The sequence below is a fragment of the Stenotrophomonas sp. TWI377 genome (genome assembly GCF_039674525.1).
GTDB lineage: Bacteria > Pseudomonadota > Gammaproteobacteria > Xanthomonadales > Xanthomonadaceae > Stenotrophomonas.
Map to the genome: position 1 here is coordinate 1 of NZ_JBDJNT010000003.1, position 24,380 is coordinate 24,380.

Annotated in this window: 26 protein-coding genes and 1 pseudogene; 15 read left to right on the forward strand and 12 right to left on the reverse strand. The window is 68.1% G+C overall.

Annotated features, from left to right (window positions below):
- Positions 1–145 (forward strand): annotated as a pseudogene (locus ABE546_RS04620) (transaldolase); the annotation flags it as partial.
- 218 nt (positions 146–363) lie between these two features.
- Here ABE546_RS04620 and msrA read toward each other — a convergent pair.
- Complete coding sequence (msrA, locus tag ABE546_RS04625; protein ID WP_346462913.1) at positions 364–1,017, reverse strand: peptide-methionine (S)-S-oxide reductase MsrA; 654 nt, start codon at positions 1,015–1,017, stop codon at positions 364–366.
- Between the two features lie 30 nt (positions 1,018–1,047).
- Entirely contained in the window at positions 1,048–1,314 is a 267-nt protein-coding gene (locus ABE546_RS04630; RefSeq protein WP_102789560.1) for a DUF2007 domain-containing protein, read from the reverse strand.
- A gap of 442 nt (positions 1,315–1,756) precedes the next feature.
- Here ABE546_RS04630 and ABE546_RS04635 point away from each other — a divergent pair, with 442 nt between their 5' ends.
- The 4 genes from ABE546_RS04635 to ABE546_RS04650 all read left to right on the forward strand — a co-directional run bounded on the left by ABE546_RS04635 (position 1,757) and on the right by ABE546_RS04650 (position 5,856).
- The gene (locus tag ABE546_RS04635) at positions 1,757–3,505 is read left to right on the forward strand and encodes a glutamine--tRNA ligase/YqeY domain fusion protein (RefSeq protein ID WP_346462821.1); all 1,749 of its coding nucleotides are present in this window, start codon (positions 1,757–1,759) and stop codon (positions 3,503–3,505) included.
- A 202-nt stretch (positions 3,506–3,707) separates the two neighbouring features.
- A complete protein-coding gene (locus ABE546_RS04640) occupies positions 3,708–4,268 on the forward strand; it encodes a nucleoside deaminase (protein ID WP_346462822.1) in 561 nt (186 codons plus the stop codon).
- 24 nt (positions 4,269–4,292) lie between these two features.
- Positions 4,293–5,339, forward strand: a complete 1,047-nt coding sequence (rlmM, locus tag ABE546_RS04645) for a 23S rRNA (cytidine(2498)-2'-O)-methyltransferase RlmM (protein ID WP_313210104.1) — start codon at positions 4,293–4,295, stop codon at positions 5,337–5,339.
- Positions 5,340–5,451: 112 nt separating this feature from the next.
- Positions 5,452–5,856 (forward strand): EF-hand domain-containing protein, encoded by a 405-nt coding sequence (locus ABE546_RS04650; protein WP_313219951.1) that lies wholly within the window; start codon positions 5,452–5,454, stop codon positions 5,854–5,856.
- Positions 5,857–5,865: 9 nt separating this feature from the next.
- On the opposite strand, the gene ABE546_RS04655 is transcribed toward ABE546_RS04650, so the two are convergent.
- Entirely contained in the window at positions 5,866–7,041 is a 1,176-nt protein-coding gene (locus ABE546_RS04655; RefSeq protein WP_313210108.1) for a UbiH/UbiF family hydroxylase, read from the reverse strand.
- Positions 7,038–8,243: a 2-octaprenyl-6-methoxyphenyl hydroxylase gene (gene ubiH, locus ABE546_RS04660; protein ID WP_346462823.1), complete on the reverse strand. Its 1,206-nt coding sequence runs from the start codon at positions 8,241–8,243 to the stop codon at positions 7,038–7,040. The genes ABE546_RS04655 and ubiH overlap by 4 nt, the downstream gene beginning before the upstream one ends.
- Positions 8,244–8,337: 94 nt before the next feature.
- Here ubiH and ABE546_RS04665 point away from each other — a divergent pair, with 94 nt between their 5' ends.
- The 9 genes from ABE546_RS04665 to ABE546_RS04705 all read left to right on the forward strand — a co-directional run bounded on the left by ABE546_RS04665 (position 8,338) and on the right by ABE546_RS04705 (position 17,732).
- Complete coding sequence (locus ABE546_RS04665) at positions 8,338–8,922, forward strand: hypothetical protein (RefSeq protein ID WP_313210112.1); 585 nt, start codon at positions 8,338–8,340, stop codon at positions 8,920–8,922.
- 18 nt (positions 8,923–8,940) lie between these two features.
- A complete protein-coding gene (locus tag ABE546_RS04670) occupies positions 8,941–9,495 on the forward strand; it encodes a cob(I)yrinic acid a,c-diamide adenosyltransferase (protein ID WP_313210114.1) in 555 nt (184 codons plus the stop codon).
- A 35-nt stretch (positions 9,496–9,530) separates the two neighbouring features.
- A complete protein-coding gene (locus ABE546_RS04675) occupies positions 9,531–10,442 on the forward strand; it encodes a histone deacetylase family protein (protein WP_346462824.1) in 912 nt (303 codons plus the stop codon).
- A 116-nt stretch (positions 10,443–10,558) separates the two neighbouring features.
- Positions 10,559–13,012, forward strand: coding sequence for an LPS-assembly protein LptD (gene lptD, locus ABE546_RS04680; RefSeq protein WP_346462825.1), 2,454 nt, complete (start codon positions 10,559–10,561; stop codon positions 13,010–13,012).
- Complete coding sequence (locus ABE546_RS04685; protein ID WP_313210120.1) at positions 13,009–14,355, forward strand: peptidylprolyl isomerase; 1,347 nt, start codon at positions 13,009–13,011, stop codon at positions 14,353–14,355. The genes lptD and ABE546_RS04685 overlap by 4 nt, the downstream gene beginning before the upstream one ends.
- Positions 14,356–14,358: 3 nt before the next feature.
- Complete coding sequence (pdxA, locus tag ABE546_RS04690; RefSeq protein WP_313210122.1) at positions 14,359–15,339, forward strand: 4-hydroxythreonine-4-phosphate dehydrogenase PdxA; 981 nt, start codon at positions 14,359–14,361, stop codon at positions 15,337–15,339.
- Complete coding sequence (gene rsmA / locus ABE546_RS04695; protein WP_346462826.1) at positions 15,336–16,166, forward strand: 16S rRNA (adenine(1518)-N(6)/adenine(1519)-N(6))-dimethyltransferase RsmA; 831 nt, start codon at positions 15,336–15,338, stop codon at positions 16,164–16,166. The genes pdxA and rsmA overlap by 4 nt, the downstream gene beginning before the upstream one ends.
- A 122-nt stretch (positions 16,167–16,288) precedes the next feature.
- Positions 16,289–16,672 (forward strand): Co2+/Mg2+ efflux protein ApaG, encoded by a 384-nt coding sequence (gene apaG, locus ABE546_RS04700; RefSeq protein WP_121042792.1) that lies wholly within the window; start codon positions 16,289–16,291, stop codon positions 16,670–16,672.
- Between the two features lie 13 nt (positions 16,673–16,685).
- The gene (locus tag ABE546_RS04705) at positions 16,686–17,732 is read left to right on the forward strand and encodes a symmetrical bis(5'-nucleosyl)-tetraphosphatase (protein WP_346462827.1); all 1,047 of its coding nucleotides are present in this window, start codon (positions 16,686–16,688) and stop codon (positions 17,730–17,732) included.
- Positions 17,733–17,775: 43 nt separating this feature from the next.
- On the opposite strand, the gene ABE546_RS04710 is transcribed toward ABE546_RS04705, so the two are convergent.
- The 8 genes from ABE546_RS04710 to ABE546_RS04745 all read right to left on the reverse strand — a co-directional run bounded on the left by ABE546_RS04710 (position 17,776) and on the right by ABE546_RS04745 (position 23,411).
- On the reverse strand, positions 17,776–18,267 hold the full coding sequence (locus ABE546_RS04710) for a dihydrofolate reductase (RefSeq protein WP_346462828.1): 492 nt from the start codon (positions 18,265–18,267) through the stop codon (positions 17,776–17,778).
- 11 nt (positions 18,268–18,278) lie between these two features.
- Positions 18,279–19,073, reverse strand: a complete 795-nt coding sequence (locus ABE546_RS04715; RefSeq protein WP_313219958.1) for a thymidylate synthase — start codon at positions 19,071–19,073, stop codon at positions 18,279–18,281.
- Complete coding sequence (gene lgt / locus ABE546_RS04720) at positions 19,070–19,960, reverse strand: prolipoprotein diacylglyceryl transferase (RefSeq protein ID WP_313210136.1); 891 nt, start codon at positions 19,958–19,960, stop codon at positions 19,070–19,072. The genes ABE546_RS04715 and lgt overlap by 4 nt, the downstream gene beginning before the upstream one ends.
- 85 nt (positions 19,961–20,045) lie before the next feature.
- Positions 20,046–20,534, reverse strand: coding sequence for a TPM domain-containing protein (locus tag ABE546_RS04725; RefSeq protein WP_346462829.1), 489 nt, complete (start codon positions 20,532–20,534; stop codon positions 20,046–20,048).
- Positions 20,534–21,430, reverse strand: a complete 897-nt coding sequence (locus ABE546_RS04730) for a TPM domain-containing protein (protein WP_346462830.1) — start codon at positions 21,428–21,430, stop codon at positions 20,534–20,536. The genes ABE546_RS04725 and ABE546_RS04730 overlap by 1 nt, the downstream gene beginning before the upstream one ends.
- A gap of 4 nt (positions 21,431–21,434) precedes the next feature.
- Positions 21,435–22,085: a LemA family protein gene (locus tag ABE546_RS04735; RefSeq protein WP_313210142.1), complete on the reverse strand. Its 651-nt coding sequence runs from the start codon at positions 22,083–22,085 to the stop codon at positions 21,435–21,437.
- 141 nt (positions 22,086–22,226) lie between these two features.
- Positions 22,227–22,976 carry a TerC family protein gene (locus tag ABE546_RS04740; RefSeq protein ID WP_088433998.1) on the reverse strand — a complete coding sequence of 250 codons (750 nt, stop codon included), beginning with the start codon at positions 22,974–22,976 and terminating at the stop codon, positions 22,227–22,229.
- Positions 22,977–23,030: 54 nt separating this feature from the next.
- Complete coding sequence (locus ABE546_RS04745) at positions 23,031–23,411, reverse strand: diacylglycerol kinase (RefSeq protein ID WP_070471748.1); 381 nt, start codon at positions 23,409–23,411, stop codon at positions 23,031–23,033.
- 234 nt (positions 23,412–23,645) lie between these two features.
- On the opposite strand from ABE546_RS04745, the gene ABE546_RS04750 reads away from it, so the two are divergent.
- The gene (locus ABE546_RS04750; RefSeq protein ID WP_313210146.1) at positions 23,646–24,353 is read left to right on the forward strand and encodes an SGNH/GDSL hydrolase family protein; all 708 of its coding nucleotides are present in this window, start codon (positions 23,646–23,648) and stop codon (positions 24,351–24,353) included.
- The last annotated feature ends 27 nt before the right edge of the window (positions 24,354–24,380 follow it).

Consider the following 24,380-nt stretch of genomic DNA (forward strand, 5'->3'; position numbering starts at 1 on the left):
GGTGCAGGTGACGCCGATCGATGCGGCGCGCTTTGCGGCGGATCTGGCGGCCGACCCGATGGCGACGGAGAAGCTGGCCAGCGGCATCGATGCGTTCGCCAAGGATCTGGAGGCGTTGCGGCAGACGATCCGCGAGCGGCTGTAAGCGCTGGCGGTTGGCTGGCTGTACGACAAAAGGCCCCGCTCATGCGGGGCCTTTTGTTTTTGGCGCGTACGGCAACGGCAACGGCAACGGCTCACTTTCGTTGGGGTTGGCGCGGTGTGGGTGCGTTGGGAAGAGCACGGGCAAGGAGCGTCGAGCAATGGTGCGAAACGCAGGTGACGAATCTGGTAGAGCCGACCGTTGGTCGGCTTCCTCCGCTATCAGGCGTCCACGCCGATGGGGCAGCTGACGCCGGTGCCGCCGATGCCGCAGTAGCCGTTGGGGTTCTTGGCGAGGTACTGCTGGTGGTAGTCCTCGGCGTAGTAGTACGCGGGCGCGGGGAAGACGAGCTCGGTGGTGATGGCACCGTAGCCGCTGTCGTTGAGGCGCTGCTGGTAGGCGTCGCGGCTGGCCAGGGCAGCGTCGTGCTGGGCCTGGGTGGTGGCGTGGATCGCGGAGCGGTACTGGGTGCCGGTGTCGTTGCCCTGGCGCATGCCCTGGGTGGGCTCGTGACTTTCCCAGAAGACCTGGAGGAGGCGCTCAAGCGGGACGATGGCGGGGTCGTAGACGACCTCGACGATTTCGGTGTGCCCGGTGAGGCCGGAGCAGACTTCTTCGTAGGTGGGGTTCGGGGTGACGCCGCCGGCGTAACCGACCGAGGTCGAGTAGACGCCGGGGATGGTCCAGAATTTGCGCTCCGCGCCCCAGAAACAGCCCATGGCGAAGCGGATGCGCGCCAGGCCGGTGAAGCTGTCTTTCAGCGGGTGGCTGTTGACGTAATGCTGGTTGTGCAGCAGCGGCAGGGGCTGGTCGCGGCCCGGCAACGCTTCTTCCGGGCGCGGCAGGCGCTGCTTGAAGGCGCCGATGCCCAACAGACCGTTTCCAATACCCAACATGGCGTTCTCCTAGGCCGGCAACAGGCCGGCGCTTTCGTCTCCGTCGAATATGGGGTCGTCCGGGGCCGCGCCCAAGTCCAGTTGGGCGACGATGTCTTCCGCTTCGGGACGGGCCAGATCGGGGACGCACACGCGCAGGACGCCGAACAGCGGAAGCTCGCCCATGCCGCCCAGCAGCGATTCACCGAAGACGAAGGCGGGGATGCCGGCGTCCTCCAGGGCGTGTTTGACCAGATGGGCGTCGAACAGGTTGTCGGCCTGGTAGATCACGTGCATGGGTGGGCTCCGGAGGGCATGGGCCCAGCATACGCCCGGGGGCTGAAGGCGTCCCGACCCGCGGCGGTCATCTTCCAGGCGCCGGCGGATCCGGTCGTGCCGGCCGCTTGCCGGCTCCCGATATGGCCGGCACTGTGCAGCGCCGGCCAGCGGCCGGCACTACCGAATCTTTGCCAGGTCATGAGGAGCCGGCCAGCGGCCCGCACTACCGAATCTTTGCCAGGTCATGAGGAGCCGGCCAGCGGCCGGCACTACCGAATGCGTCTGGAGGGGAGCCCCCTGAGTCAGGGGGCGGCGCCGAAGGCGCGGGGGTCTGGGTGATGGTGAGATGGGGCCCGCGGTTTGCGCAGCAAAACGTGGGGCGACAGCGCGAATGCGGTGGCGCGTCCCCCGACAGGCTAAACTGTTGGTCTTTCTGCCTTTTAGACTGCGACCGCGCATCATGTCCGAGCCTACCGCCGCCCCCACCGACGCCCTTCCGGAAACCCAGGAAAAACGGGATTTCATCCGTCAGATCGTCCGCGAGGACCTGGCCGCCGGCAAGCATGCCGCGATCAAGACGCGCTTCCCGCCCGAGCCCAACGGCTACCTGCATATCGGCCACGCCAAGTCGATCTGCCTGAACTTCGGCATCGCCGGTGAGTTCAACGGCGTGTGCAACCTGCGCTTCGACGACACCAACCCGGCCAAGGAAGATCCGGAGTACGTGGCCGCGATCCAGGACGATGTGCGCTGGCTGGGCTTTGAGTGGAACGAGCTGCGCCATGCCTCGGATTACTTCGATGCCTATTACCTGGCCGCGCAGAAGCTGATCACCGATGGCAAGGCCTATGTGTGCGACCTGTCGGCCGAGGAAGTGCGCGCCTACCGCGGCACCCTGACCGAGCCGGGCCGCCCGTCGCCGTTCCGCGAGCGCAGCGTCGAAGAAAACCTGGATCTGTTCCGCCGCATGCGCGCGGGCGAGTTCCCGGATGGTGCACGTACCCTGCGCGCCAAGATCGACATGGCCAGCGGCAACATCAACCTGCGCGACCCGGCGCTGTACCGGATCAAGCACGTCGAACACCAGAACACCGGCACTGCGTGGCCGATCTACCCGATGTACGACTTCGCGCATGCGCTGGGCGATTCCATCGAAGGCATCACCCATTCGCTGTGCACGCTGGAGTTCGAAGACCACCGCCCGCTGTACGACTGGTGCGTGGACAACGTCGATTTCGCCCACCACGATGCGCTGACCCAGCCGCTGGTCGATCGCGGCCTGCCGCGTGAAGCCGCCAAGCCGCGCCAGATCGAATTCTCGCGGTTGAACATCAACTACACGGTGATGAGCAAGCGCAAGCTGATGGCGCTGGTCACCGAGCAGCTGGTGGATGGCTGGGAAGATCCGCGCATGCCGACCCTGCAGGGCCTGCGTCGTCGTGGCTATACCCCGGCCGCGATGCGCCTGTTCGCCGAGCGCGTGGGCATCAGCAAGCAGAACTCGCTGATCGATTTCAGCGTGCTCGAAGGCGCGCTGCGCGAAGACCTCGACAGTGCCGCCGCGCGCCGCATGGCCGTGGTGGATCCGGTCAAGCTGGTGCTGACCAACCTGCCCGACGGTCACGAAGAAACCCTGACTTTCTCCAATCACCCCAAGGACGAGGCGTTCGGGACCCGCGAGGTGCCGTTCGCACGCGAACTGTGGATCGAACGCGAGGACTTCGCCGAAATCCCGCCCAAGGGCTGGAAGCGCCTGGTGCCGGGCGGCGAAGTGCGCCTGCGCGGGGCCGGCATCATCCGCTGCGATGAGGTCATCAAGGACGCCGAGGGCACCATCACCGAGCTGCGTGGCTGGCTGGACCCGGAATCGCGCCCGGGCATGGAAGGCGCCAACCGCAAGGTCAAGGGCACCATCCATTGGGTCAGCGCCGTGCACGCGGTACCGGCCGAGATCCGCCTGTACGACCGCCTGTTCTCGGTGGCCAACCCGGACGATGAGTCCGAGGGCAAGACCTACCGCGATTACCTCAACCCGGACTCGCGCCGCACCGTTACCGGCTATGTCGAACCGGCCGCGGCCACCGCTGCGCCGGAACAGTCGTTCCAGTTCGAGCGGACCGGCTATTTCGTCGCCGATCGCCGCGATCACACCGCAGCCACGCCGGTGTTCAACCGCAGCGTGACCCTGCGCGATACCTGGTCGGCGTAAGCTGGCTGTGGCCGGTGCCGGGCACTGGCCGCCTGATGTGACCTGCGCGACCCTGCCATGGCAGGGCCTGCGCTCCAGCTCCCCTGCGACCGGCGCAGCCCTGCGCCGGCGTGCGCGTGGCCGCGTTCAGCGCGGGCACGGCGTCCCTACGCGCGGCCCGATACACTGCCGCTGCTCCATCTTTGAAGAGGTTCATGTCCCGATGCTGTACGCGCAAGTCCATCTCACCCTGCCCGCCTGGATCCACGACCAGATCGATCTGGGCCGTGTCTATCCCGAGGATGCCGACAAGGTCGCGCTGGCGATCGAACTGTCGCGCCTGAATGTCGAGGCGCAGACCGGTGGCCCCTTCGGCGCCGTGGTGTTTGGGCCGGGCCATCGTGTGATCGCCGCCGGCGTGAACCGCGTGGTCCCGCATACGACCTCGCTGGCGCATGCCGAGAACATGGCCTACATGCTGGCCCAGCAGCGCCTGCAGACCCCGCGCCTGAACGATGTGCTGTCGCCGATCACCCTGGCGACCTCCTCCCAGCCGTGCTGCCAGTGCTACGGCGCCACCATCTGGGCCGGTATCGATCGGCTGCTGATCGGTGCCAGCGCACAGGACGTGGAAGAACTCACCCCGTTCGACGAGGGTCCGCTGCCGGCGGACTGGATCGGCGAACTCAACAAACGTGGCATCGAGGTCGTGCGCGACATCGAGCGCGACGCCGCGCGCGCGGTCCTGCGCCAGTACGGAGAGATCAACGGTGCCCATTACTGATATCCGCGCTTCAGGCGCGATGCGATGAGCGGCCTGCTGTGTCTGTGCCGCCAGGGCTTTGAACCGGAACTGGCCGCCGAGCTCTCCGAGCGGGCGGCGTATGCCAACGTGGCCGGCTATGCGCGCACCCAGCGCAATGACGGCTACGTGGTGTTCGTCACCGAGGAGGGCGCGGCGCTGTCCAAGGCCTTGTCCTGGCGTTCGCTGATCTTCGCCCGGCAGAAACTGCAGGTGCTGGCCGAGCTGCCGCAGCTCGATGCCGCCGACCGCATCACCCCGATCATTGCCGCGCTTCAGGGGCAGCAACGCTTCGGCGACATGTGGGTCGAGCATCCGGACTCGGACGAAGGCAAGCCGCTGGCTGGGCTGGCCCGCGCGTTCGGCAACGCACTGCGCCCGGCGCTGCGCAAGGCCGGCCTGCTGACCGACAAGCCGAACACCGGCCTGCCGCGCCTGCACATCGTGTTCGTCGATGGTCGTCATGCGTTTGTGTGCGTGGCCGATACCCGCGACAGCGCGCCGTGGCCGCTGGGCATCCCGCGCCTGAAGCTGCTGCCCGATGCGCCTTCGCGCTCGGCGCTGAAGCTGGATGAAGCCCTGCTCACCCTGATGACGCCGGACGAGCGCGAGCTGCTGGTCAAGCCGGGCATGCGCGCGGCCGATCTGGGCGCTGCACCGGGTGGCTGGACGTGGGTGTTGACCCGCCAGCACGTGAAGGTGATCAGCGTGGACAACGGCCCGTTGCGCGAGCACGTGCTGGAGACCGGCCTGGTGGAGCACCTGCGCGCCGACGGCTTCCACTGGCAGCCGGAGACCCCGCTGGACTGGATGGTCTGCGACATGGTCGAACAGCCGCGCCGCGTGGCCGAGCGCATGGCCACCTGGTTCCGCGAGGGCTGGTGCAAGCATGCGATCTTCAACCTCAAGCTGCCGATGAAAAAGCGCTGGGATGAAACCCGCCTGTGTCTGGAGCTGTTCCAGGAACAGGCCGGCAAACCGCTGCACCTGCGCGCCAAGCAGCTGTATCACGACCGCGAAGAAATCACGGTGCTGGCTTCGCCGCTGCGCTGACCCAGGCGCAGCACCGGTAGCGCCGGGCCATGCCCGGCTGGCCGCGCAACGCGCGACAATGATCGAAGCACGCGCCGGGTACCCGGCGCCCCACGTCATGTACGGAGTTTCCATGCGACGCCGATCCCGCCTCACCCTGCTGCTGTCCCTGGTGTCCCTGCTGCCCACGCTCGCGCTGGCCCAGGTCCACACCCCATCGCCAGCCGTCAGCGAACCGCTGCGCGAGGTGCCGGCCAGCGTGCGCGCGCAGCCGCTCTCGCAGGGTGAGGTGACCCATCAGGTGACGCTGGCCGCACCGGCCGGCGAAGCCGCGGTGACGGTGCGTTCGGTGCAGCCGGTGAGCGTGGTGGGACAGTACCGCATCGCGTTCGCGGCGCTGGATGTCGACGGCGACGGCTTCATCAGCCGCGCCGAGGCGCAGGCCAACCCGACGCTGGCCGATGAATTCAACGCGCTGGACGTGAAGCGGCGCGGCACGCTGGACCGCGCCGATCTGGCCGGCTGGCTGATCGACTGAGCGCGCCGCTCACCCCCCCGCCGCGCGCTTCCAGAACATCGATACCAGCGGCGGCAGCTTGCCGGCGCAGCCCAGCGCGCGACCGCGCGCCAGGGTCAGGTGCATCTCATCATTGGAGAACACCGTGTTGATCGCATCGAAGCTGTACGCAGCGACGGTGTTCTCACTGCGGCGTTCGCGTGCCCAGCGCTGCAGGCGGTGCGGTGACATCCACTCCTGGCGGCGCTGCTGTGCCGCCAGCACCATCGTCCGCAGCGCGGCGACATCGCGCAGGCCGAGATTGACACCCTGCCCGGCCAACGGATGCACCACATGCGCCGCATCACCGAGCGCGAGCACGCGGCCGGCGACGTAGCCGGTCGCCAACTGGCGGCGCAGCGGGAAGGCCGCGCGCTTGGAGGCCAGGGTCATCGCCCCCAGCCGCCCGGCAAAGGCATGGGTGAGCTCACGGCCGAAGGCGGCCTCGTCGAGTGCCAGCACGCGCCCGGCCTCGGCCTCGGGCAGCGTCCACACGATCGAACTGCGCTGCGCGCTGATCGGCAGGACCGCCAGCGGGCCGGTCACCAGGAAGCGCTGCCACGCGGTGGCTTCATTGTTTTTTTCGGTATCCACGTAGGCAACCACGCCACGCTGGCCGTAATCCTGGCGGGTCACCTCCAGCCCGGCCAGACGGCGCAGGGTGGATTCGGCCCCGTCGGCGGCGACCGCGAGCGAGGCGTCGAGCCGACGGCCGTCGTCCAGGCGCAGGCGCACCCCGTTGGCGTCCTGCTCGAGTGCTTCCACCCGCGCCGGGCAGCACAGCTGCACGCCGGCCCCCGGCAGCGCCGCCCACAGGCGGTCCACCAGCAGATCGTTCTCGACGATCCAGCCCAGTTGTTCGCGGCCGAGCGTATCGGCGTCGAAGCGCAGTTCGCCGCCGCCGGCCGCATCCCAGACCCGCATGCGGCGGTAGGCACAGGCACGCGCGGCGGTCACCGCCGGCCACACGCCGAGCGCGGCCAGCAGCTGGGCGTTGTCCGGCGCGAACGCATACACGCGCAGATCCGGTTGCTGCGGTTGCCAGGCGGCGGGCTCGCGGCCTTCCACCAACGTCACCGACAACCCGGCATCGGCCAAGGCCAAGGCACAGGCCGCGCCGACCACACCGCCACCGACCACCACCACGTCCTGCGGACGCCGGCTCACAGGCCCGCTCCGCGGCACAGCGCCGGCACCTGGCCGCGGAAGCCCATCGCGCCACCGACCAGCATCGACTGCATCGGCGTGGCCTGTGCCGCCAGCAACCCGAGCGAACGCAGCGGCCGCATCAGCGGTGCCGGGTTGCTGGTCAGGCGTGCCAGCCCGCCGGAGAAGGCGATGGTCTGCTCGCGGTCTTCCTGACGTCGTGCCACGTGTTCGCGCAGCAGTGCATCGCTGCCGGCATCGTCGGCCTCGGCGACCAGTTCGGCCAGGGTCAGCGCATCGCGCAGGCCCAGGTTGAAGCCCTGTGCGCCCAGCGGATGGATGGTCTGCGCGGCATTGCCAAGCAGGACGGCACGCTCGCCGACCAACGCGCGCGACAGCACCTGGATCAACGGATATGCGCTGCGCGGCCCGCTCTCCAGCAACCGGCCGGCACGCCAGCCGATCGCACCCTGCAGGCGGCTCACCCACGCCGCATCGTCCAGCGCCATCACCGCCTCGGCCTGCTCGCGGGCAACGCCGTGCACCGCACCGAAGTGACGGTCGCCACGCGGCAGCAACGCGGTCGGGCCGCTGTCGGTGAAGCGCTCGTACGCGGTGCCATCCGGCGCACGTGCGGCACGCACCCGCGACACGAACAGGGTCTGTTGGAAATCGTGTTCGTCCACGCCGATGCCCAGCGCGTCGCGCACGCCACTGCGGGTCCCATCGGCACCCGCGACCAGGCGGGCCAACAGGCAGCGCTCACCTCGGTCATCGGCAATGAACACCTCGCGGTACCCGTCCACCGTGGCGCCCAGGCGCACGAACCGGGCCGGACGATAGCGGGTCAGGCGGGTCAGCGTCTCCAGCCGCGCCTCCAGCGCCTGGCCAAAATCGCGGGCCACGACCACCTGGCCGAACCACGGGCGCTGGTACTGCGCGGCCTCCATCTGCACCCGGCCGAAATCGCCGGCACGGCTGACATGGATACGGGTGATCGCGCCCGGCGCAGCGGCCAGCTTCTGCATCACGCCCAGCGCGGTCAGCGCGTTGACGGTGGCCGCAGCAAAGCTGAGGTTGCGCTGGTCGAAGACCGCCGGCAGCGTGCCCGGCGGCGACGCCTCGACCAGGCCGACATCGCGGCCGGCACGGTCCAGGGCGATGGCCAGGCTGGCACCGACCAGCCCGCCACCTACGATCACTACATCATGTCGTTCACTCATGCCCGCCATGATAAGGGTTCGTCCGTTCCGGCGGCGTGCGGCGGCCTGCCGCAGCAGGCGCTAGAATGAATGCCTGCCCTCACCCGTCACCGCCATGACCTCCACTGCCCAACGCGCCTTTGTCCTGTCCGTGCTCGTGCTGTTGATGGCGGCCACGCGGGTCAACCATTTCGCGGCGATTCCGGATGCCTCCTGGGCGGTGTTCTTCATCGGCGGCTTCTACCTGCGCCAGTGGACCCGCTGGGCGTTCCCGCTGCTGATGGCGCTGGCGGTAGTGGTCGACTGGATCGTGATCCGCCGCAGCGGCCTGGATTTCTGGCAGCACTACTGCGTCTCGCCGGGCTACTGGATGCTGCTGCCGGCGTACTTCGCGATGTGGGGCGGTGGCATGCTGCTGCGCGGCGGCTATCACGGCGCCCACTGGGCCGCGCTGGGCAAGGGCGCGCTGTTGCTGGTCGCGGCGGTGGCGGTCTGTCATCTGTTCGCCCAGGGCGGCTTCTACTGGACCAGTGACAGCGTGGCCGCCCCCACCCTCGGTGGCTGGGCGAAGAACTACAGCGACTGGTTCCTGCCCTACCTGCGCACCGCCGCGGTCTACGTCGGCCTGGCCGCCGCCCTGCAGCTGGCGACCGAACAGGTCGGCAAGCTGCTGCAGGCGCGCCGCGACGTGCTGCACTGAGCGCGGCCGGGCTCGCCGATGGGTAACCGCCTTTCCCGTATCTATACGCGCACCGGTGACGATGGCAGTACCGGGCTGGGCGATGGCAGCCGCGTGGCCAAGGACGACGCCCGCGTCGCCGCCTACGGCACCGTAGATGAGGCCAACTCGGCGCTCGGGGTGCTGCTCGCGGCACCGCTGCCCGACGACATCCGCGCGCTGCTGACGGTGATCCAGCACCAGCTGTTCGATCTGGGCGGCGAGCTGTGCATCCCCGGCCATGCCGCCATCCACGCCGCCGACATCGAGGCGCTGGAGCTGCAGTTGGACCACTACAACGCCGATCTGCCGGTGTTGAAGGAGTTCATCCTGCCGGCCGGTGGCGAAGCGGCGGCGCGCTGCCATCTGGCCCGCACCATCGTGCGCCGCGCCGAGCGCGAGACGGTCACGCTGGCGCGCCGCGAGACGGTCCGCCCGGAAGCACTGCACTACCTCAACCGCCTGTCGGACCTACTGTTCGTGCTCGCGCGCGTGCTGGCCCGCGCCGACGGCCACGGCGAGGTGCTCTGGCGCCACGAGCGCCGCCACGCCTGAGCGGCCCTGCCGCCCCACCCGGATATCCTGCCCGCATGCTGGTTTTCACCCACCCCGCCTGTCTGCAACACGATCCCGGCCGCGGCCACCCCGAATGCCCGGCGCGCCTGCAGGGAGTGCTCGATGCGCTCAAGACGGCCTATCCGGACCAGCTGGACTGGCGGGAGGCGCCGCCGGCCAAGCTCGGCGAGCTGGCCCGGGTCCATGACAGCGAACTGATCGACCTGGTCCTCAAGCCGCAGACCGAGCCGCTGCGCCTGATCGACATGGACACCATGACCTCGCCCGGCTCGGCCAGTGCGGCCCTGCATGCGGCCGGTGCCGGCGTGGCGGCGGTCGATGCGGTGATGCTCGGCCAGGACCCGGTCGCGTTCTGCGCGGTGCGCCCGCCGGGCCACCATGCCAGCGCCAACACGGCGATGGGCTTCTGCCTGTTCAACAACATCGCCATCGCCGCGGCCTACGCCCGCGACCGCTATGGACTGGAGCGGATCGCCATCGTCGATTTCGACGTGCACCACGGCAACGGCACCCAGGACATCTTCGTCGCCGATCCCGGGGTGGCCTACTACAGCACCCACCAGGCCGGTCTGTTCCCCAATTCCGGCCTCCGCCGCGACCGCGGGGCCGGCAATCTGATGAACATCCTGCTGCCCCCGGGCAGTGGCGGCTTCCGCTTCCGCAACACCTGGGCCGACGAAATGCTGCCCGCCATCGATGATTTCCGCCCGCAGCTGCTGCTGATCTCGGCCGGCTTCGATGCGCACATGCGCGACCCGCAGGCCGACCTGATGCTGGAAACCGAGGATTTCGCCTGGATCACCGCCGAGCTGCGCGGGCTCGCCCGCCGCCACGGCGCCGGGCGGATCGTGTCGATGCTCGAGGGCGGATACGACCTGCAGGCCTTGGCCGAGTGCAGCGTGGCCCACGTCGGCCAGCTGCGCTGAACCGCGCGGACCGGGCCTTGGAATGAACCCGGCCCCCTGCGTGGGCGGGACCTTCATTGCCCCTATGCAAGGGATGGGGCAAGCTACGATCCGTTTTCGCCCGAATCCGATACCGCGTGCGCCGAGCCCTCCGCCTGCTGCCCCTCCCCCTCAGTATCGCCATCTGCCTGCCGGCCCTGGCCGACGACAAGCCGGTGAACTGGGGCCTGTGCCCGGTGACCGACGTGCTGCCCGTGTTCGACGATGCGCCCAAGGCTGACAAAGCCGCGGCCGCGACGCGTGACCAGCAGCCGACGGACATCGAAGGCGACCAACTGACCGGTACCTCCGTGGTACCCAACTACCAGGGCAATGTCGCGCTCAAGCGCGGCGACCAGTTCCTGGGCACCGACAACCTGAGCTTCGACACCGAAAGCGGCAACTACATCGCCGAGGGCAACGTCCGCTATCAGGACTCCTCGATCCGGATGAAGGCCAAGCGCGCCGAAGGCAATCAGGAAAGCGACACCCACAAAATCTCCGACATCCAGTACCAACTGGTGTCCCGCCGGGGCAACGGTGGCGCCGAGTCGATCGATCTGCAGGGCGCGGTGGGCCAGATGCACCGCTCCACCTACACCACCTGCGATCCCTCGCAGCCGGTGTGGAAGCTCTCGGCACCGCAGATCGAGGTCGATAACGACGCCGGCTTCGGTACCGCGCGCAATGCCGTGCTGCGCATCGGCAAGGTTCCGGTGCTGTGGGCGCCTTACTTCAAGTTCCCGATCGATGACCGCCGCCAGACCGGCCTGCTTTACCCGCAGGTGGGGCTGTCCGGCCGCAACGGCTTCGACTACACCCAGCCGATCTATCTGAACCTGGCGCCGAACTTCGACGACACCCTGATGCCGCGCTACATGAGCAAGCGCGGTTTCATGCTCGACAACGAATTCCGCTATCTCTACGACGGCGGCCGCGGCGAGCTGCTGACCGCCTACCTGCCCAACGACAAGCTGCGCGACAAGGATCGCGGCCGCGTGGAGTTCAGCGGGTACCACAACATCAACGCCAACTGGCAGGCCCGTGCGAGCCTGGCCTGGGTCAGCGACGAGCGCTATCTGGAGGATTTCTCCAACCGGCTGCTCGGCGTGACCACCTCCAACCTGCAGAGCCAGATCGGCATCTACGGCACCGGTGAGAACTGGACCGGCGGCCTGATGGCCGACTATTGGCAGCTCACCGATTACACCCTGACCGAAGCGTCCCTGCCGTACGCGCGCCAGCCGCGCCTGTTCGTCAACTGGGACAAGCCGCTGCTCCCGTGGCTGGAAACCGGCGTGTATGCCGAAGCGGTGAACTTCACGCACCTGGACGTGCACGAGAAGTTCGGCGCGGACCAGGAATACGAGCGCACCGGTGTGTCACGCAGCATGGACGGCGGCTCGCGACTGGATGTGAAACCGTATGTCTCGATGCCGTTCAGCGGCGCGGCCTGGTACGTCACCCCGACCCTGGCCTACCGCTACACCGGGTACGATTTGGAACGCGGGTTGGCCGATGACATCCGTCGGCAGAATCTGATCGCCGCCGGCATCGACCCGGCTACCGCGACCCCCGACCAATTGCGCGGCAACACCTCGCCGAGCCGCAGCCTGCCCATCGGCACCATCGACGCGGGCCTGTTCTTCGATCGGGAAACCACCATCGGCGACACGCGCTTCCTGCACACGCTGGAACCGCGCCTGTTCTATCTGCGTACGCCCTACCGCGACCAGAGCGACCTGCCGGTGTTCGATACGCGTGACTTCACCTTCAGCTGGGGCCAGCTGTTCCGCGACTCGCGCTACTCCGGCGCCGATCGCCAGAACGACGCCAACCAGCTGACCATGGCGGTGAGCACCCGCTTCATCGACCAGGACACCGGCAAGGAGCGCTTCTCGGGCAGCATCGGCCAGATCCTGTACTTCGATGATTCCCGGGTCACGCTCAACAGCAGTGAAACCCCGGTCGAACAGGGCAAGTCGGCCTGGATCGCGGACGCCAACTACGCCATCAACGACCGTTGGAACCTGGGCGCCACCTATCAGTGGGATCCCAAGTACAAGCGTGAGGATCTGGCCAGCGTACGCGCGCGCTACCTCATGTCCAACGACGGCATCGTCAACCTGACCTACCGCAGCCGCTTGAATCCACAGGCCTCGACCACGGCGACCCGCCGCGACCGGACGCTGCTGGAGCAGGCCGACCTGTCCTTCCTCTACCCGCTCAACGAGCGCTGGAGCCTGGTCGGACGCTATTACTACTCCATCCAGGACCGCGCCCCGCTGGAAATCATCGGTGGCGTGCAGTGGGACAGCTGCTGTCTGGCCGTTCGCGCCATCGCCCGCCGCTACGTGCGCAATCGCGAGGGTGAACTGAACAACTCCTTCCAGATCGAGTTCGTGCTCAAGGGCCTGAGCTCCATCGGCCAGAACACGGACCGCACCTTGCGCCGTGCTATTCTCGGGTACTACCGAGACGACCTCTATCTGGTGCCGCCCAGCAACACCGGTGCAGCCCGCGACGACTACGATCCGAATCAGATCCCATGACCAAGACCCTTCCCGTACTCCTCGCCTCCCTGCTGGCGGTCTCCTCCGCGACGGCCCCGTTGCAGGTGCTGGCCCAGCAGAGTCAGCCGCTGGACCGCATCGCGGCGATCGTCGATGAGGACGTCGTGCTGCAGAGCGAACTGGACCGCGCCGTCCAGAACATCAAGGCCCAGTACGCCGGTCGTGAAAACCAGCTGCCGCCTGATGACGTGCTCAGCCGCCAGGTGCTCGAGCGTCTGGTACTGGTGAAGCTGCAGGTGGCGCGTGCCGAGAGCAGCGGCATCAAGGTCAGCGATCAGGAACTGAACCAGGCCATCAACGCCATCGCCCAGCAGAACGGTTCCACCCTGGATGCCCTGCGCCAGCGTCTGGCCAGCGATGGCCTGGATTTCAACGATTTCCGCAATTCGGTGCGTGACGAGATCACCGTCCAGCGCCTGCGCCAGAGCTTCGCGCAGAGCCGCATCACCGTCAGCGAAGGCGAAGTGGATGGCGCGCTCAAGCAGCAGGCCACCGTGGGCACCCAGTATCACCTGGCCCACATCCTGATCGGCCTGCCGGAAGGCGCCACCGCCGAGCAGATCACCACCGGCCAGAAGAAGGCCGATGGCGTCAAGGCGCTGCTGGACAAGGGCGAGCTCGACTTCAACGCGGCCGCCGTCCGTTATTCGGACAGTCCCAACGCGCTGGAAGGCGGCGACCTGGGCTGGCGTTCGCTGGATGAAATCCCGAATGCCTTCGCGCAGATGATGAAAGAGATGAAGTCCGGCGACGTGGTCGGCCCGCTGCGTGGCCCCAGTGGTTTCCAGCTGCTGAAGCTGGTCGAGGTGCGTGATGCCAGCGCGGCCGCTGACGGCGGTCACACCATCACCGAGTACCACGCCCGTCATATTCTGGTCCGCATCACCGACCAGCAGGACAATGCCGCGGCCAAGGCCAAGATCGACACGTTGCGTGCCCGCATCGCCGGCGGCGCCGAGTTCGATGCAGTGGCCAAGGAATCCTCGGAAGACAACAACAGCAAGGGCCAGGGCGGCGATCTGGGCTGGTTCCCGGCCGATGCCTTCGGCCCGGACTTCGGCAAGCAGGTTGAAGGCATCACCGACGGCGGCGTGAGCCAGCCGTTCCGTACCGATGCCGGCTGGCACATCGTCCAGCGCGTCGCCACGCGCCAGACCGATGCCACCACCGACAACCAGCGCGCCCAGATCCGTGAAACGATCGGCCGCCGCAAGCTGGAGGAAGAGTACAACCGCTTCCTGCAGGAACTGCGTGGCGAAGCCTACGTGGATATGCGCGGTTATGCCCCGGGTGCCGCGGCGACCACGCCGCCGCAGTCCTGATCCATGCTCCCGCAGCTCGCGCTGGTACCGGGCGAGCCGGCGGGGATCGGCCCGGAGCTCTGCCTCCGTCTGATCCAGCAGCCGCGCACCGATTGCCGGCTGCTGGCCTTCGCCGACCCGGACACGCTGCAGGCTGCCGCCGCTGCGCTGTCGCTGCCGCTGCAGCTCCTGCCTGAAGACACCATCGCCCGCCAGCCGGGCGATCTGCCGTTGCGCGTGGTGCCCAATGCGGTGCCCTCCCGTTTCGGCACGCCGGATCCAGCCAACGCCGGGGCGGTGATCGGCGCGCTGCGACAGGCCGGGCAGGCCTGCCTGACCGGTGAACTGGCCGGCGTGGTCACCGGCCCGGTGCACAAGGCGGTCATCAATGAGGGCGGCATCGCCTACAGCGGCACGACCGAACTGCTGGCCGACCAGGCCCGCACCCCGGTGGTGATGATGCTCGCCAATGACATTGTCCGGGTCGCCCTGGCCACCACCCACCTGCCCTTGCGCGCCGTGGCCGATGCGATCACCCCTGACGGGCTGGCGCTGACCCTGCAGATCGTCCACGACGCCCTGCAGCGCGATTTCGGCCTGGCCTCGCCGCGCATCGCCGTGCTCGGGCTGAACCCGCACGCTGGCGAAGACGGCCACCTGGGCCGCGAAGAGCTCGACCTGATCATCCCCCTGCTGGAGCGCCTGCGCACCCGGGGCATGGACCTGGTCGGCCCGCTGCCGGCCGACACCGCCTTCCTGCCGGCCAAGCTGGCCGGGTTCGACACGGTGCTGGCGATGTACCACGACCAGGGCCTGCCGGTGCTCAAGTACAGCGGCTTCGAGCAGGCCGTCAACATCACCCTGGGCCTGCCCTACCCGCGCGTCGCGGTCGACCATGGCACCGCCCTGGATCTGGCCGGCCGCGGCGTGGCCGACCCTTCCAGCCTCCTCGCTGCCACCGCGCTGTGTGCCCGGCTGGCGCGCCAACGTACACTGGTGTCATGACTTCTTCGTATTCCTCCTCCGGCGCGCCCGGTTTCTCCGGCCCCGCCAAGAAGCAGCTCGGCCAGCACTTCCTCGCCGACCGCAGCTACATCGACAAGATCGTGCTGGCGGTCAGCCCGAAAGACGGCGACCGCCTGGTCGAGATCGGCCCGGGCCAGGGCGCGATCACCCTGCCGCTGCTGCGCCGCCACCCGAAGCTGACCGTGATCGAGTTCGATCGGGATCTGGTCGGCCCGCTGGCCGCCGCCGCCAAACCGCTGGGCGAGATGACCATCATCCACCGCGACGTGCTGCAGGTGGACTTCACCGAGCTGGCCGCGGGCAGCCCGATCCGCCTGGTCGGCAACCTCCCCTACAACATCTCCTCGCCGATCCTGTTCCATGCGCTGGACCACGCGGCCGTGATCACCGACATGCACTTCATGCTGCAGAAGGAAGTGGTCGACCGCATGGCCGCCGATCCGGGCAGCAAGGTGTATGGCCGGCTGAGCGTGATGCTGCAGGCGTTCTGCAAGGTCACCTCGCTGTTCGTGGTGCCACCGGGCGCGTTCCGTCCGCCGCCGAAGGTCGATTCGGCGGTGGTGCGGCTGGTCCCGCGGGATCCGGCCACGGTCGGCATCCTGGACCGCAAGCGCTTCGCCCACGTGGTCAAGGCCGCCTTCGGGCAGCGCCGCAAGACCCTTCGCAATGCCCTGCAGAACGTGTGCACGCCCGAGCAGTTCGAAGCGGCTGGCGTGCGCAGCGATGCCCGCGCCGAGCAGCTGGACGTGGCGCAGTTCATCGCGCTGGCCAACGTCCCGTACGAGGCTGACGCGCCGCAGGGTTGAGCGCGCCACCTCGTGGCCAGCACCGGCCGCGCGCACGTAGAACCGCCTGACATCCATGACGGGGCGCTGCCAGCTTGGGCAGCACTCATCTCATCGTGCACAACATTCACTAAACTGCCTGCATGAACGACGCTGCAAACTACGCGATCTCCGTCGAGGTCGCCCCCCGCTTCCTCGATGACCAGTCCACCCCGGAGGACGGCCGCTACGCGTTCGCCTATACGATCCGCATCCTCAACCGGGGCCGCGTCGCGGCACGGCTGGTGGCCCGCCACTGGCGGATCACCGATGCCAATGGCCGCATCGAGCATGTCGACGGCGATGGGGTGATCGGCGAGCAGCCGCGGCTGCGCCCCGGTGAAGACTTCCGTTACACCTCCGGTGTCATGCTGGAGACCGAGCACGGCACGATGCAGGGGCACTACGACATGGTGGCCGATGACGGCACCGAGTTCGCCGCCCCCATCGCGCCGTTCGTCCTGACCGTTCCGCGCACACTGCACTGATGGAGGCGCACGCATGAGTGTCTGGGCCATCGGCGACCTGCAGGGCTGCTACGACGTCACCCAGCGGTTGCTGGAAAAAATCAAGTTCGACCCCGCGGTCGACAAACTGTGGTTCTGCGGCGACCTGGTCAACCGCGGTGGGCAATCGCTGGAAACCCTGCGCCTGGTCCATTCGCTGCGCGAGAGCAGCGTGATCGTGCTGGGCAACCATGACCTGTCCCTGCTTGCCGTCGGTGCCCGCACCGAGGAAGAGCAGCGCAAGGTCAACCCGGACCTGCTGCGGATCGTGCAGGCCGAGGACCGCGACGAACTGCTGGAGTGGCTGCGCCTGCAGAAGCTGGCCCACGTGGACCGTGAGCTGGGCTGGATGATGATCCACGCCGGGCTGGCCCCGAAGTGGACCACCCAGCTGGCCGAGAAACACGCCCGCGAGGTCGAGCAGCAGCTGCACGGCAGCGGCTACCGCAAGCTGTTCCGCAACATGTACGGCGACAAGCCGAGCTGGTCACCCGGCCTGGCCGGCTACGACCGCTCGCGCGCGATCATCAACCTGTTCACGCGCATGCGTTACTGCACGCCGCGGGGCCGGATCGGGATCGAGGACAAGGGCACGCCGGGCACCCAGGAACAGGGGCTGTATCCCTGGTTCGAAGTGCCGGGCCGCGCCGAGCGCGATCTGAAGATCGTCTGCGGGCACTGGTCCGCGCTGGGCCTGACCATCACCCAGGGCGTGCACGCGATCGATACCGGCGCGGTCTGGGGAGGCAAGCTCACCGCACTGCAGTTGGATACCGAAGAACTGCGCGTGGTGCAGGTGCCGGGCCGCGATGTGCCCAAGCCGGTCTCCGCGCCGCGTCCACCGGCACGCCGGCCGGCCGCCGAGGGGGCGCCGCCGAACGGGCGTCCACCGCGTCAGGGTCAGGGTCAGGGCCGCGATCGTGGCCGCGGTGGCCAGGGCCGCCAGCAGGGCAGCGCTGCGAAGCCCGCACAGAATGACCCGCCACAGACGCAATCGCAGCCGCAGCCGCAGCGCAGCGACGTCACCAGCGACGCGGACTGATCCGCAGGCCGGTCCGCATGACCGGCCTGCCGGCACCGTCCGCTCAGGCCCGGCGGTAATCCACGAAATCGAACGCGTACGCGTGCCGCTCGTCGGCCGCGTGGTGTTCGCGCGCCACTTCCACCCACAGCGCCGGATCGACCGGCGGGAAGTGGGTATCGGCCGGTACCGTGGTCTGTACCCAGGTCAGGTGCAGATCGGTGGCCTGGGCCATGGCCAGGCGATAGATCTCACCACCGCCGATCACGCACAGTTCTTCCGCGTCGGTGTCCGCCGCGGCCTGCAGCGCCTGCTCGATCGAGGCCACCGCCTGCATGCCGTCGAACGGCACCTGCCCGCTGCGGGTCAGCACCAGGTTCAACCGGCCCGGCAAGGCACGGCCGAGCGACTGCGCGGTCCTGCGCCCCATCAGGATCGGCTTGCCGACGGTCAGCGCCTTGAAGCGCTTGAGATCATCGGGCAGCTTCCACGGCAGGTCGTTGTCATGGCCGATGCCGTGGTCGCGGTCAAGCGCGGCGATCAGCGAGAGCTTCATGCGCGTGCCGCTCACACCGCCACCGGGGCCTTGATCGCCGGATGCGGGTCGTAACCATCGATGCGGATGTCATCGAACTGGAAACCGAACAGATCGGTCACCTCGGGGTTCAACCACAGTGTCGGCAGCGCGCGCGGCTCACGCGCGAGCTGTTGCCGGGCCTGCTCGAAGTGGTTCGAGTACAGGTGCGCATCACCCAGGGTGTGCACGAAATCGCCGACACCCAGCCCCGTTGCCTGCGCCACCATGTGGGTCAGCAGCGCATAGCTGGCGATGTTGAACGGCACGCCGAGGAAGATGTCGCCGCTGCGCTGGTAGAGCTGGCAGCTGAGCTTGCCGTCCACCACGTAGAACTGGAACAGGTTGTGGCACGGCATCAAGGCCATCTGCGACAGCTCGCCCACGTTCCAGGCGCTGACCACCAGCCGCCGCGAATCGGGGTTGCGCTTGATCTCGTCCACCAGCCACTGCATCTGGTCGATCGCGCCGCCATCAGCAGTGGCCCAGCTGCGCCATTGCTTGCCGTAGATAGGGCCGAGGTCGCCGTTGGCATCGGCCCACTCGTCCCAGATCCGCACCTGGTTGTCCTTGAGGTACCCGATGTTGGTATCGCCCTTCAGGAACCACAGCAGCTCGTGGATGATCGAGCGCAGGTGCAGCTTCTTGGTGGTGACCAGCGGGAAGCCGTCATTGAGGTTGAAGCGCATCTGCCAGCCGAACACGCTGCGCGTGCCGGTACCGGTGCGGTCGGATTTCTCCGTGCCGTGCTCCAGTACATGCTCAAGCAGTTCCAGATAGGCCTTCATGCCTTGGCTCCTTGGGCGGCGACCGGCAGCACCGGCTGCAGCACCGGCGCGCGGCGCGACAGCACCAGCAGCACCAGGCCGAACACCACCAGCGGCAAGCTCAGCAACTGGCCCCGGGTGAACCAGTCGAAGGCGAGGTAGACGCCGTTGTCGGGCATGCGCACGAACTCGACCGCGAAGCGGAAGATGCCATACATCAGCGCGAACAGGCCGGCGATGACGTAGCGGTGGCGCGGCTTGGCCGACACGGCCCACAGCACCACGAACATCACCAGGCCTTCCAGCAGCGCTTCATACAGCTGCGAGGGATGGCGGGCGTACGGGTTGAGCGCGCCGGTGGCGAACTCGGCCTTCAGCGTGGCCAGATCCAGCGCGTTCAACGGTGCCGGCAGGCCGCTCGGGAACACGACGCCCCAGCTGCCATCGGTGTACTTGCCCCACAGCTCGGCGCCGATGAAGTTGCCGATGCGGCCGAAGCCCAGGCCCAACGGGACCAGCGGTGCCATGAAATCGATCGTGTCGAACAGGTGCAGGCGATGCTTGCGCGACCACCACCACGCGGCGAACAGCACGCCGAGCAGGCCACCGTGGAAGCTCATGCCGCCGTCCCACACCTTGAACAGCAGCAGCGGGTTGTGCAGGAATTCGGAGGTGGCGTAGAACAGCATGTAGCCCACGCGGCCACCGACGACCACGCCGAGCATCGCGTAGAACAGCAGGTCGGAGAAGCCGTTGGCATCGACCCCGGGCAGGCGCCCGGCCGCGATCCGCTTGCGCCCCAGCCACCAGGCCGCAGTGAAGCCGAGCAGGTACATGATGCCGTACCAATGCACCTTGATCGGCCCGAGCGAGATGGCGATGGGGTCGATGTCGTGGAAATAGATCATGAAGGGCGCCTTGCAGGGATGCCGATATTCTAGCGCCGCCCGGGAGCGGCCTCGCGGCGGCCCCCGACCGCGCGATTGCCGGGCTTCAGCCCAGGATCTGCGGCGTGTCCGGCAGGCCGTCATCCTGTGACCCCGGAACGGGCGGATAGTGCCCGGCCAGCAGGTCCGAAACCTCTTCGATCGCCAGCAGCACGGCCTCCTGCAGCGCACCCTCGCGCAGCCGCTGCTGCATGTGCGCGCAGATGGCCCGCCACTGCGCCTCACCGATCCGGCCGCGCAGGCCGCGATCGGCGACCAGCTCGATCGCATGGTCGGCCAGCAGCAGGTAGATCAGCACGCCATTGTTGTGTTCGGTATCCCAGGTGCGCAGCTGGGCGAAGGCCTGCCCGGCGCGTTGCTGTGCGGTGATGCCCTGCCACAACGCGGCCAGCGGCAGATCCGCTTCCACCGCGAACATGACCTGGCCACCGTGGCGGCGCTCGCCGGCGGTGATCGCCTCGGTGATCGCCTGCAGCTGTGCGGGTGGGAAGGCGCGCCGCACCGACGGGGAGAACACATGCCGGAGCCAGCGCATCACCAGCCTCCCGAGGCGCCACCGCCTCCCGAACGTCCACCCCCGCCGCCCCAGCCGCCTCCACCGCCGCCGAAGCCACCCCCGCCGCCACCGAACCCGCCACCGCCCCAGCCACCCCCACCCCAGCCGCCACTGCGCGCGAACACGCCGCCGCGGCCGGCCGACGTCAGGCCGACCAGCAGGCCCACCACGGCGGCCGCGCCACTGGCGACCACCAGCGAGGTGAACAGGAACGCCGCCACCCCGGCCCCGGCACCGCTCGCCAGCGCGCGCAGCGGTCGCGGCAGCCAGCCCAGGATGCCGCGCAGGAACAGACCGGCAAACAGGCCGATGCCCAGCGCCATCGTCCAGTTACCACCCGCCGGGGTGTCCTGGGCGCGATGCGTGCTGACCGGGGCGGGCAGTTCCTCGCCGTCGATCAGCTTGACCAGCGCGGCGCTGGCGTCGGTGAGGCCACCGGCGTAGTCGTTGCTGCGGAACCGCGGGGCCAGGTACTCCTGGATCACCCGGTTGGCGATCGCATCCGGGATCGCGCCTTCCAGGCCGTAGCCCGGCTCGATGCGGACCCGGCGATCGTCCTTGGCCACCACCAGCAGCACGCCGTCATCCACGCCCTTGCGGCCGATGGACCACTGCTCGAACACCCGCTGGGTGTACTGCTCGATGGTTTCCGGCGCGGTGGTCGGCACCATCAGGATCTGCAGCTGGCTGCCCTTGCGCTGCTGCAACGCCAACGCCTGCGCTTGCAGGGCCTGGATCTGCGCTGCGTCCAATGTGCCGGTGGTGTCCACCACCGGCGAGGACATCGGCGGGATGGCCGCCTGGGTCTGCGCCCAGGCCGGCAGCGCCAGCGCCAGGCAGAGCAGCAGCAGGCAACGCAGCAGGCGCGTGGTCACGGGCTCAGTTCGCCGGCTGTGGCTGCTGCTGCGGGGCGGGCGGCTGCGGGGCGGGCGCCGGCGCCGGTTGCTGCGAACCGAACTTGACCGCCGGCGGCTGCGAGATCTGCGCCTCGTTCTCCACCGTGAAGTTCGGCTTGGTCGCATAGCCGAACAGCTTGGCGGTGATCACCTGCGGGAACTGGCGGATGTAGGTGTTGTAGTCCTGCACCATCTGGATATAGCGGCCGCGCGCCACGGTGATGCGGTTCTCGGTGCCTTCCAGCTGTGCCTGCAGATCGCGGAAACCCTGGTCGGATTTCAGGTTCGGGTAGTTCTCGGTGACCACCAGCAGGCGTGACAGCGCACCGCTCAGTTCGCCCTGGGCCTGCTGGAACTGCTTCAGGGAGTCGGCGTCGTCGGCATTGACGTTGACCTGCCCCACGCGCGCACGGGCGTTGGTGACATCGGTCAGCACCTGGCGTTCCTGGTTGGCATAGCCTTCCACGGTCTGCACCAGGTTGGGGATCAGATCGGCGCGGCGCTTGTACTGGTTGAGCACCTCGGCCCAACCGGCCTTGACCTGCTCATCCTTCTGCTGGATGGCGTTGTAGCCACAGCCGGACAACAGGGAGGCCAGCACGGCCAGGCACAACAAACGGGAGAACGATCGCATGGCCGGCTCCGGATCTCGATGAACGGGATCCGGAGCATGCCACGTCTTGGGTAAAGCGGATGTGGGTAACGGCGGTTGGTCGGTACCCACGGGTTGCCGACCCGGGTCGGCACCCACGGAATACCGACCAACGGTCGTTATCTACCAGTTGCCGGCACCCGGCACGTTGTGTGCCACGGCGCGACGGCGCATCAGCAGGTTCAGCCATTCCACCAGCACCGAGAAGCCCATCGCGGCGTAGATGTAGGGCTTGGGCACGTGCACGCTCAGGCCATCCAGGATGAGCACCACGCCGATCAGCAGGATAAAGGCCAGGGCCAGCATCTTCACGGTCGGGTTGGCATCGATGAAGCGGCCCAGCGGGTTGGCGGCCAGCAGCATCACGGCGACCGACAGCAGGATCGCGGCGACCATCACCGGGATGTGGTCGGCGATGCCCACGGCGGTGATCACCGAGTCCAGCGAGAACACGATGTCGATCACGGCGATCTGCGCGATCACCATGCCGAACACGGCCGAGGCCTTGGTGGTGGTCGGGTCTTCGTCTTCGCCGCCGGTGATCAGCTCGCGGATCTCCATGGTGCCCTTGATGATCAGGAACAGGCCACCGAGGATCAGCACCAGGTCGCGGATGGAGATGCCCATGCCGGCGATGGTGAACAGGTTGGCTTCCATGTGGGCCAGATAGGCCAGCGAGACCAGCAGCAGGATGCGGGTGATGCAGGCCACCGCGATGCCGAGCTTGCGCGCGAACGGACGGCGCGCCTCGGGCAGCTTGCTCACCGCGATCGAGATGAAGACCAGGTTGTCGATGCCCAGCACGATTTCCAGCGCGCTCAGCGTAAACAGGGTCAACCAGACATTGGGGTCGGACAACAACTCAAGGAACATGGACTTCCATCCTTACAGGGGGGATGACGCGCGTAACGCGTCAGAAGTGTTACGTCAGAGGATCTGCGGCAGCAGGATCAGGACCCAGCACACCAGTACGTTCATCATCAGCACGAAGACCGCGGCCGAGCCCATGTCCTTGGCACGTCCGGCGAGCTCGTGGAACTCCGCGCCGTAGCGTTCGATCACCGCCTCGATCGCCGAGTTGGCCAGTTCCATGGCCAGCACCAGCAGCACCGAGCCGATCATCAGCGCACGCTCCACCGGGGTCTGGCCGAGCCAGAGCGCCAACGGGGCGAGCACGATCAGCAGGTAGACCTCCAGCCGGAACGAGGACTCGTGCAGCCAGGCCGCACGCAGCCCCTGCCAGGACCAGACCGCGGCCTTGAAGATGCGCTTGGGGCCGCGCGGCAGGTGGCCGATTTCATCCGCCATGGGCAGGTGCCCCGGTCGGCAACGCAGGCCGGAACGGCAGGAACAGCACACGGCAGACAGTCATGGGCATCGCTGAATGGGGCAGGCAATCCCTCATTTTGCCATAAGCCGGCCAAGCCATTGTCGAAGGCGGCCAACGCCCGTCCGTGGTAAAGCGCGGCGTGGCGGCAGCTTTTATGATGGACGCCTGCCCGTCCGGGCACCCGAGCGGGTGCCCCACCCCAGGAGTTGCCCATGCTGCATCGCCGTGCCCGCCCCCTTCTGCTCGCCCTTGCCCTGGGCGCCGCCCTGCCCGCGTTGGCCCGTACCCCGGCCCCCGCTGCGCCGCAGGTGCCCACCCAGGTCTCCAACGTGGCCTGGGCCGGCGACATGGCGCAGTTCGCGGCCCAGGACGCGACCAACCCGCCCCCGCGCGGGGGCATCGAGTTCATCGGCAGCTCCTCGATCCGCATGTGGGAGAGCCTGGCCACCGATTTTCCGGGCCAGCCGGTGTTCAACCGCGGCTTCGGCGGCTCGGAAGTGCGTGACAGCACCTGGTACGCCGACCGCATCGTGATCCCGTATGCGCCGTGCAAGGTGTTCTTCTATGCCGGCGACAACGACCTCAACAGCGGCCGCAGCCCGGCCCAGGTCCGCGACGACGTGGTGGCCTTCGTCAAGCGTGTGCACCGCGACCTGCCCAAGACCACGGTGGAAATCATCTCGATCAAGCCCAGCCCCTCGCGCGCGAACCTGCTGCCCGCTGTGGTGGAAGCCAACGGCTTGATCCAGACGGCGCTGGCCTCGCTGCCCAACACCGGCTACACCGATGTCTACACGCCGATGCTCGGTGCCGACGGCCAGCCGCGCGCCGCGCTGTTCCGCGAGGACATGCTGCACATGACGCCGGACGGCTATGCGATCTGGCGCAAGGCGCTGGCGCCCAAGGTGCAGTGCCACTGAGCCACGCGGGGAGGCGCAGCACCTCCC

What these genes read in the sequence shown, in the direction of transcription:
- apaG (WP_121042792.1), top strand. Translation starts at nt 16,289, where the DNA reads ATGAACGACGCTGCAAACTACGCGATCTCCGTCGAGGTCGCCCCCCGC.
- ABE546_RS04735 (WP_313210142.1), bottom strand. Translation starts at nt 22,085, where the DNA reads ATGCGATCGTTCTCCCGTTTGTTGTGCCTGGCCGTGCTGGCCTCCCTG.
- ABE546_RS04630 (WP_102789560.1), bottom strand. Translation starts at nt 1,314, where the DNA reads ATGCACGTGATCTACCAGGCCGACAACCTGTTCGACGCCCATCTGGTC.
- ABE546_RS04685 (WP_313210120.1), top strand. Translation starts at nt 13,009, where the DNA reads ATGACCAAGACCCTTCCCGTACTCCTCGCCTCCCTGCTGGCGGTCTCC.
- ABE546_RS04710 (WP_346462828.1), bottom strand. Translation starts at nt 18,267, where the DNA reads ATGAAGCTCTCGCTGATCGCCGCGCTTGACCGCGACCACGGCATCGGC.
- ubiH (WP_346462823.1), bottom strand. Translation starts at nt 8,243, where the DNA reads ATGAGTGAACGACATGATGTAGTGATCGTAGGTGGCGGGCTGGTCGGT.
- ABE546_RS04650 (WP_313219951.1), top strand. Translation starts at nt 5,452, where the DNA reads ATGCGACGCCGATCCCGCCTCACCCTGCTGCTGTCCCTGGTGTCCCTG.
- lgt (WP_313210136.1), bottom strand. Translation starts at nt 19,960, where the DNA reads ATGATCTATTTCCACGACATCGACCCCATCGCCATCTCGCTCGGGCCG.
- rlmM (WP_313210104.1), top strand. Translation starts at nt 4,293, where the DNA reads ATGAGCGGCCTGCTGTGTCTGTGCCGCCAGGGCTTTGAACCGGAACTG.
- pdxA (WP_313210122.1), top strand. Translation starts at nt 14,359, where the DNA reads ATGCTCCCGCAGCTCGCGCTGGTACCGGGCGAGCCGGCGGGGATCGGC.
- ABE546_RS04715 (WP_313219958.1), bottom strand. Translation starts at nt 19,073, where the DNA reads ATGAAGGCCTATCTGGAACTGCTTGAGCATGTACTGGAGCACGGCACG.
- ABE546_RS04750 (WP_313210146.1), top strand. Translation starts at nt 23,646, where the DNA reads ATGCTGCATCGCCGTGCCCGCCCCCTTCTGCTCGCCCTTGCCCTGGGC.
- ABE546_RS04740 (WP_088433998.1), bottom strand. Translation starts at nt 22,976, where the DNA reads ATGTTCCTTGAGTTGTTGTCCGACCCCAATGTCTGGTTGACCCTGTTT.
- ABE546_RS04665 (WP_313210112.1), top strand. Translation starts at nt 8,338, where the DNA reads ATGACCTCCACTGCCCAACGCGCCTTTGTCCTGTCCGTGCTCGTGCTG.
- ABE546_RS04725 (WP_346462829.1), bottom strand. Translation starts at nt 20,534, where the DNA reads ATGCGCTGGCTCCGGCATGTGTTCTCCCCGTCGGTGCGGCGCGCCTTC.
- rsmA (WP_346462826.1), top strand. Translation starts at nt 15,336, where the DNA reads ATGACTTCTTCGTATTCCTCCTCCGGCGCGCCCGGTTTCTCCGGCCCC.
- ABE546_RS04675 (WP_346462824.1), top strand. Translation starts at nt 9,531, where the DNA reads ATGCTGGTTTTCACCCACCCCGCCTGTCTGCAACACGATCCCGGCCGC.
- ABE546_RS04640 (WP_346462822.1), top strand. Translation starts at nt 3,708, where the DNA reads ATGCTGTACGCGCAAGTCCATCTCACCCTGCCCGCCTGGATCCACGAC.
- ABE546_RS04745 (WP_070471748.1), bottom strand. Translation starts at nt 23,411, where the DNA reads ATGGCGGATGAAATCGGCCACCTGCCGCGCGGCCCCAAGCGCATCTTC.
- ABE546_RS04670 (WP_313210114.1), top strand. Translation starts at nt 8,941, where the DNA reads ATGGGTAACCGCCTTTCCCGTATCTATACGCGCACCGGTGACGATGGC.
- ABE546_RS04635 (WP_346462821.1), top strand. Translation starts at nt 1,757, where the DNA reads ATGTCCGAGCCTACCGCCGCCCCCACCGACGCCCTTCCGGAAACCCAG.
- ABE546_RS04705 (WP_346462827.1), top strand. Translation starts at nt 16,686, where the DNA reads ATGAGTGTCTGGGCCATCGGCGACCTGCAGGGCTGCTACGACGTCACC.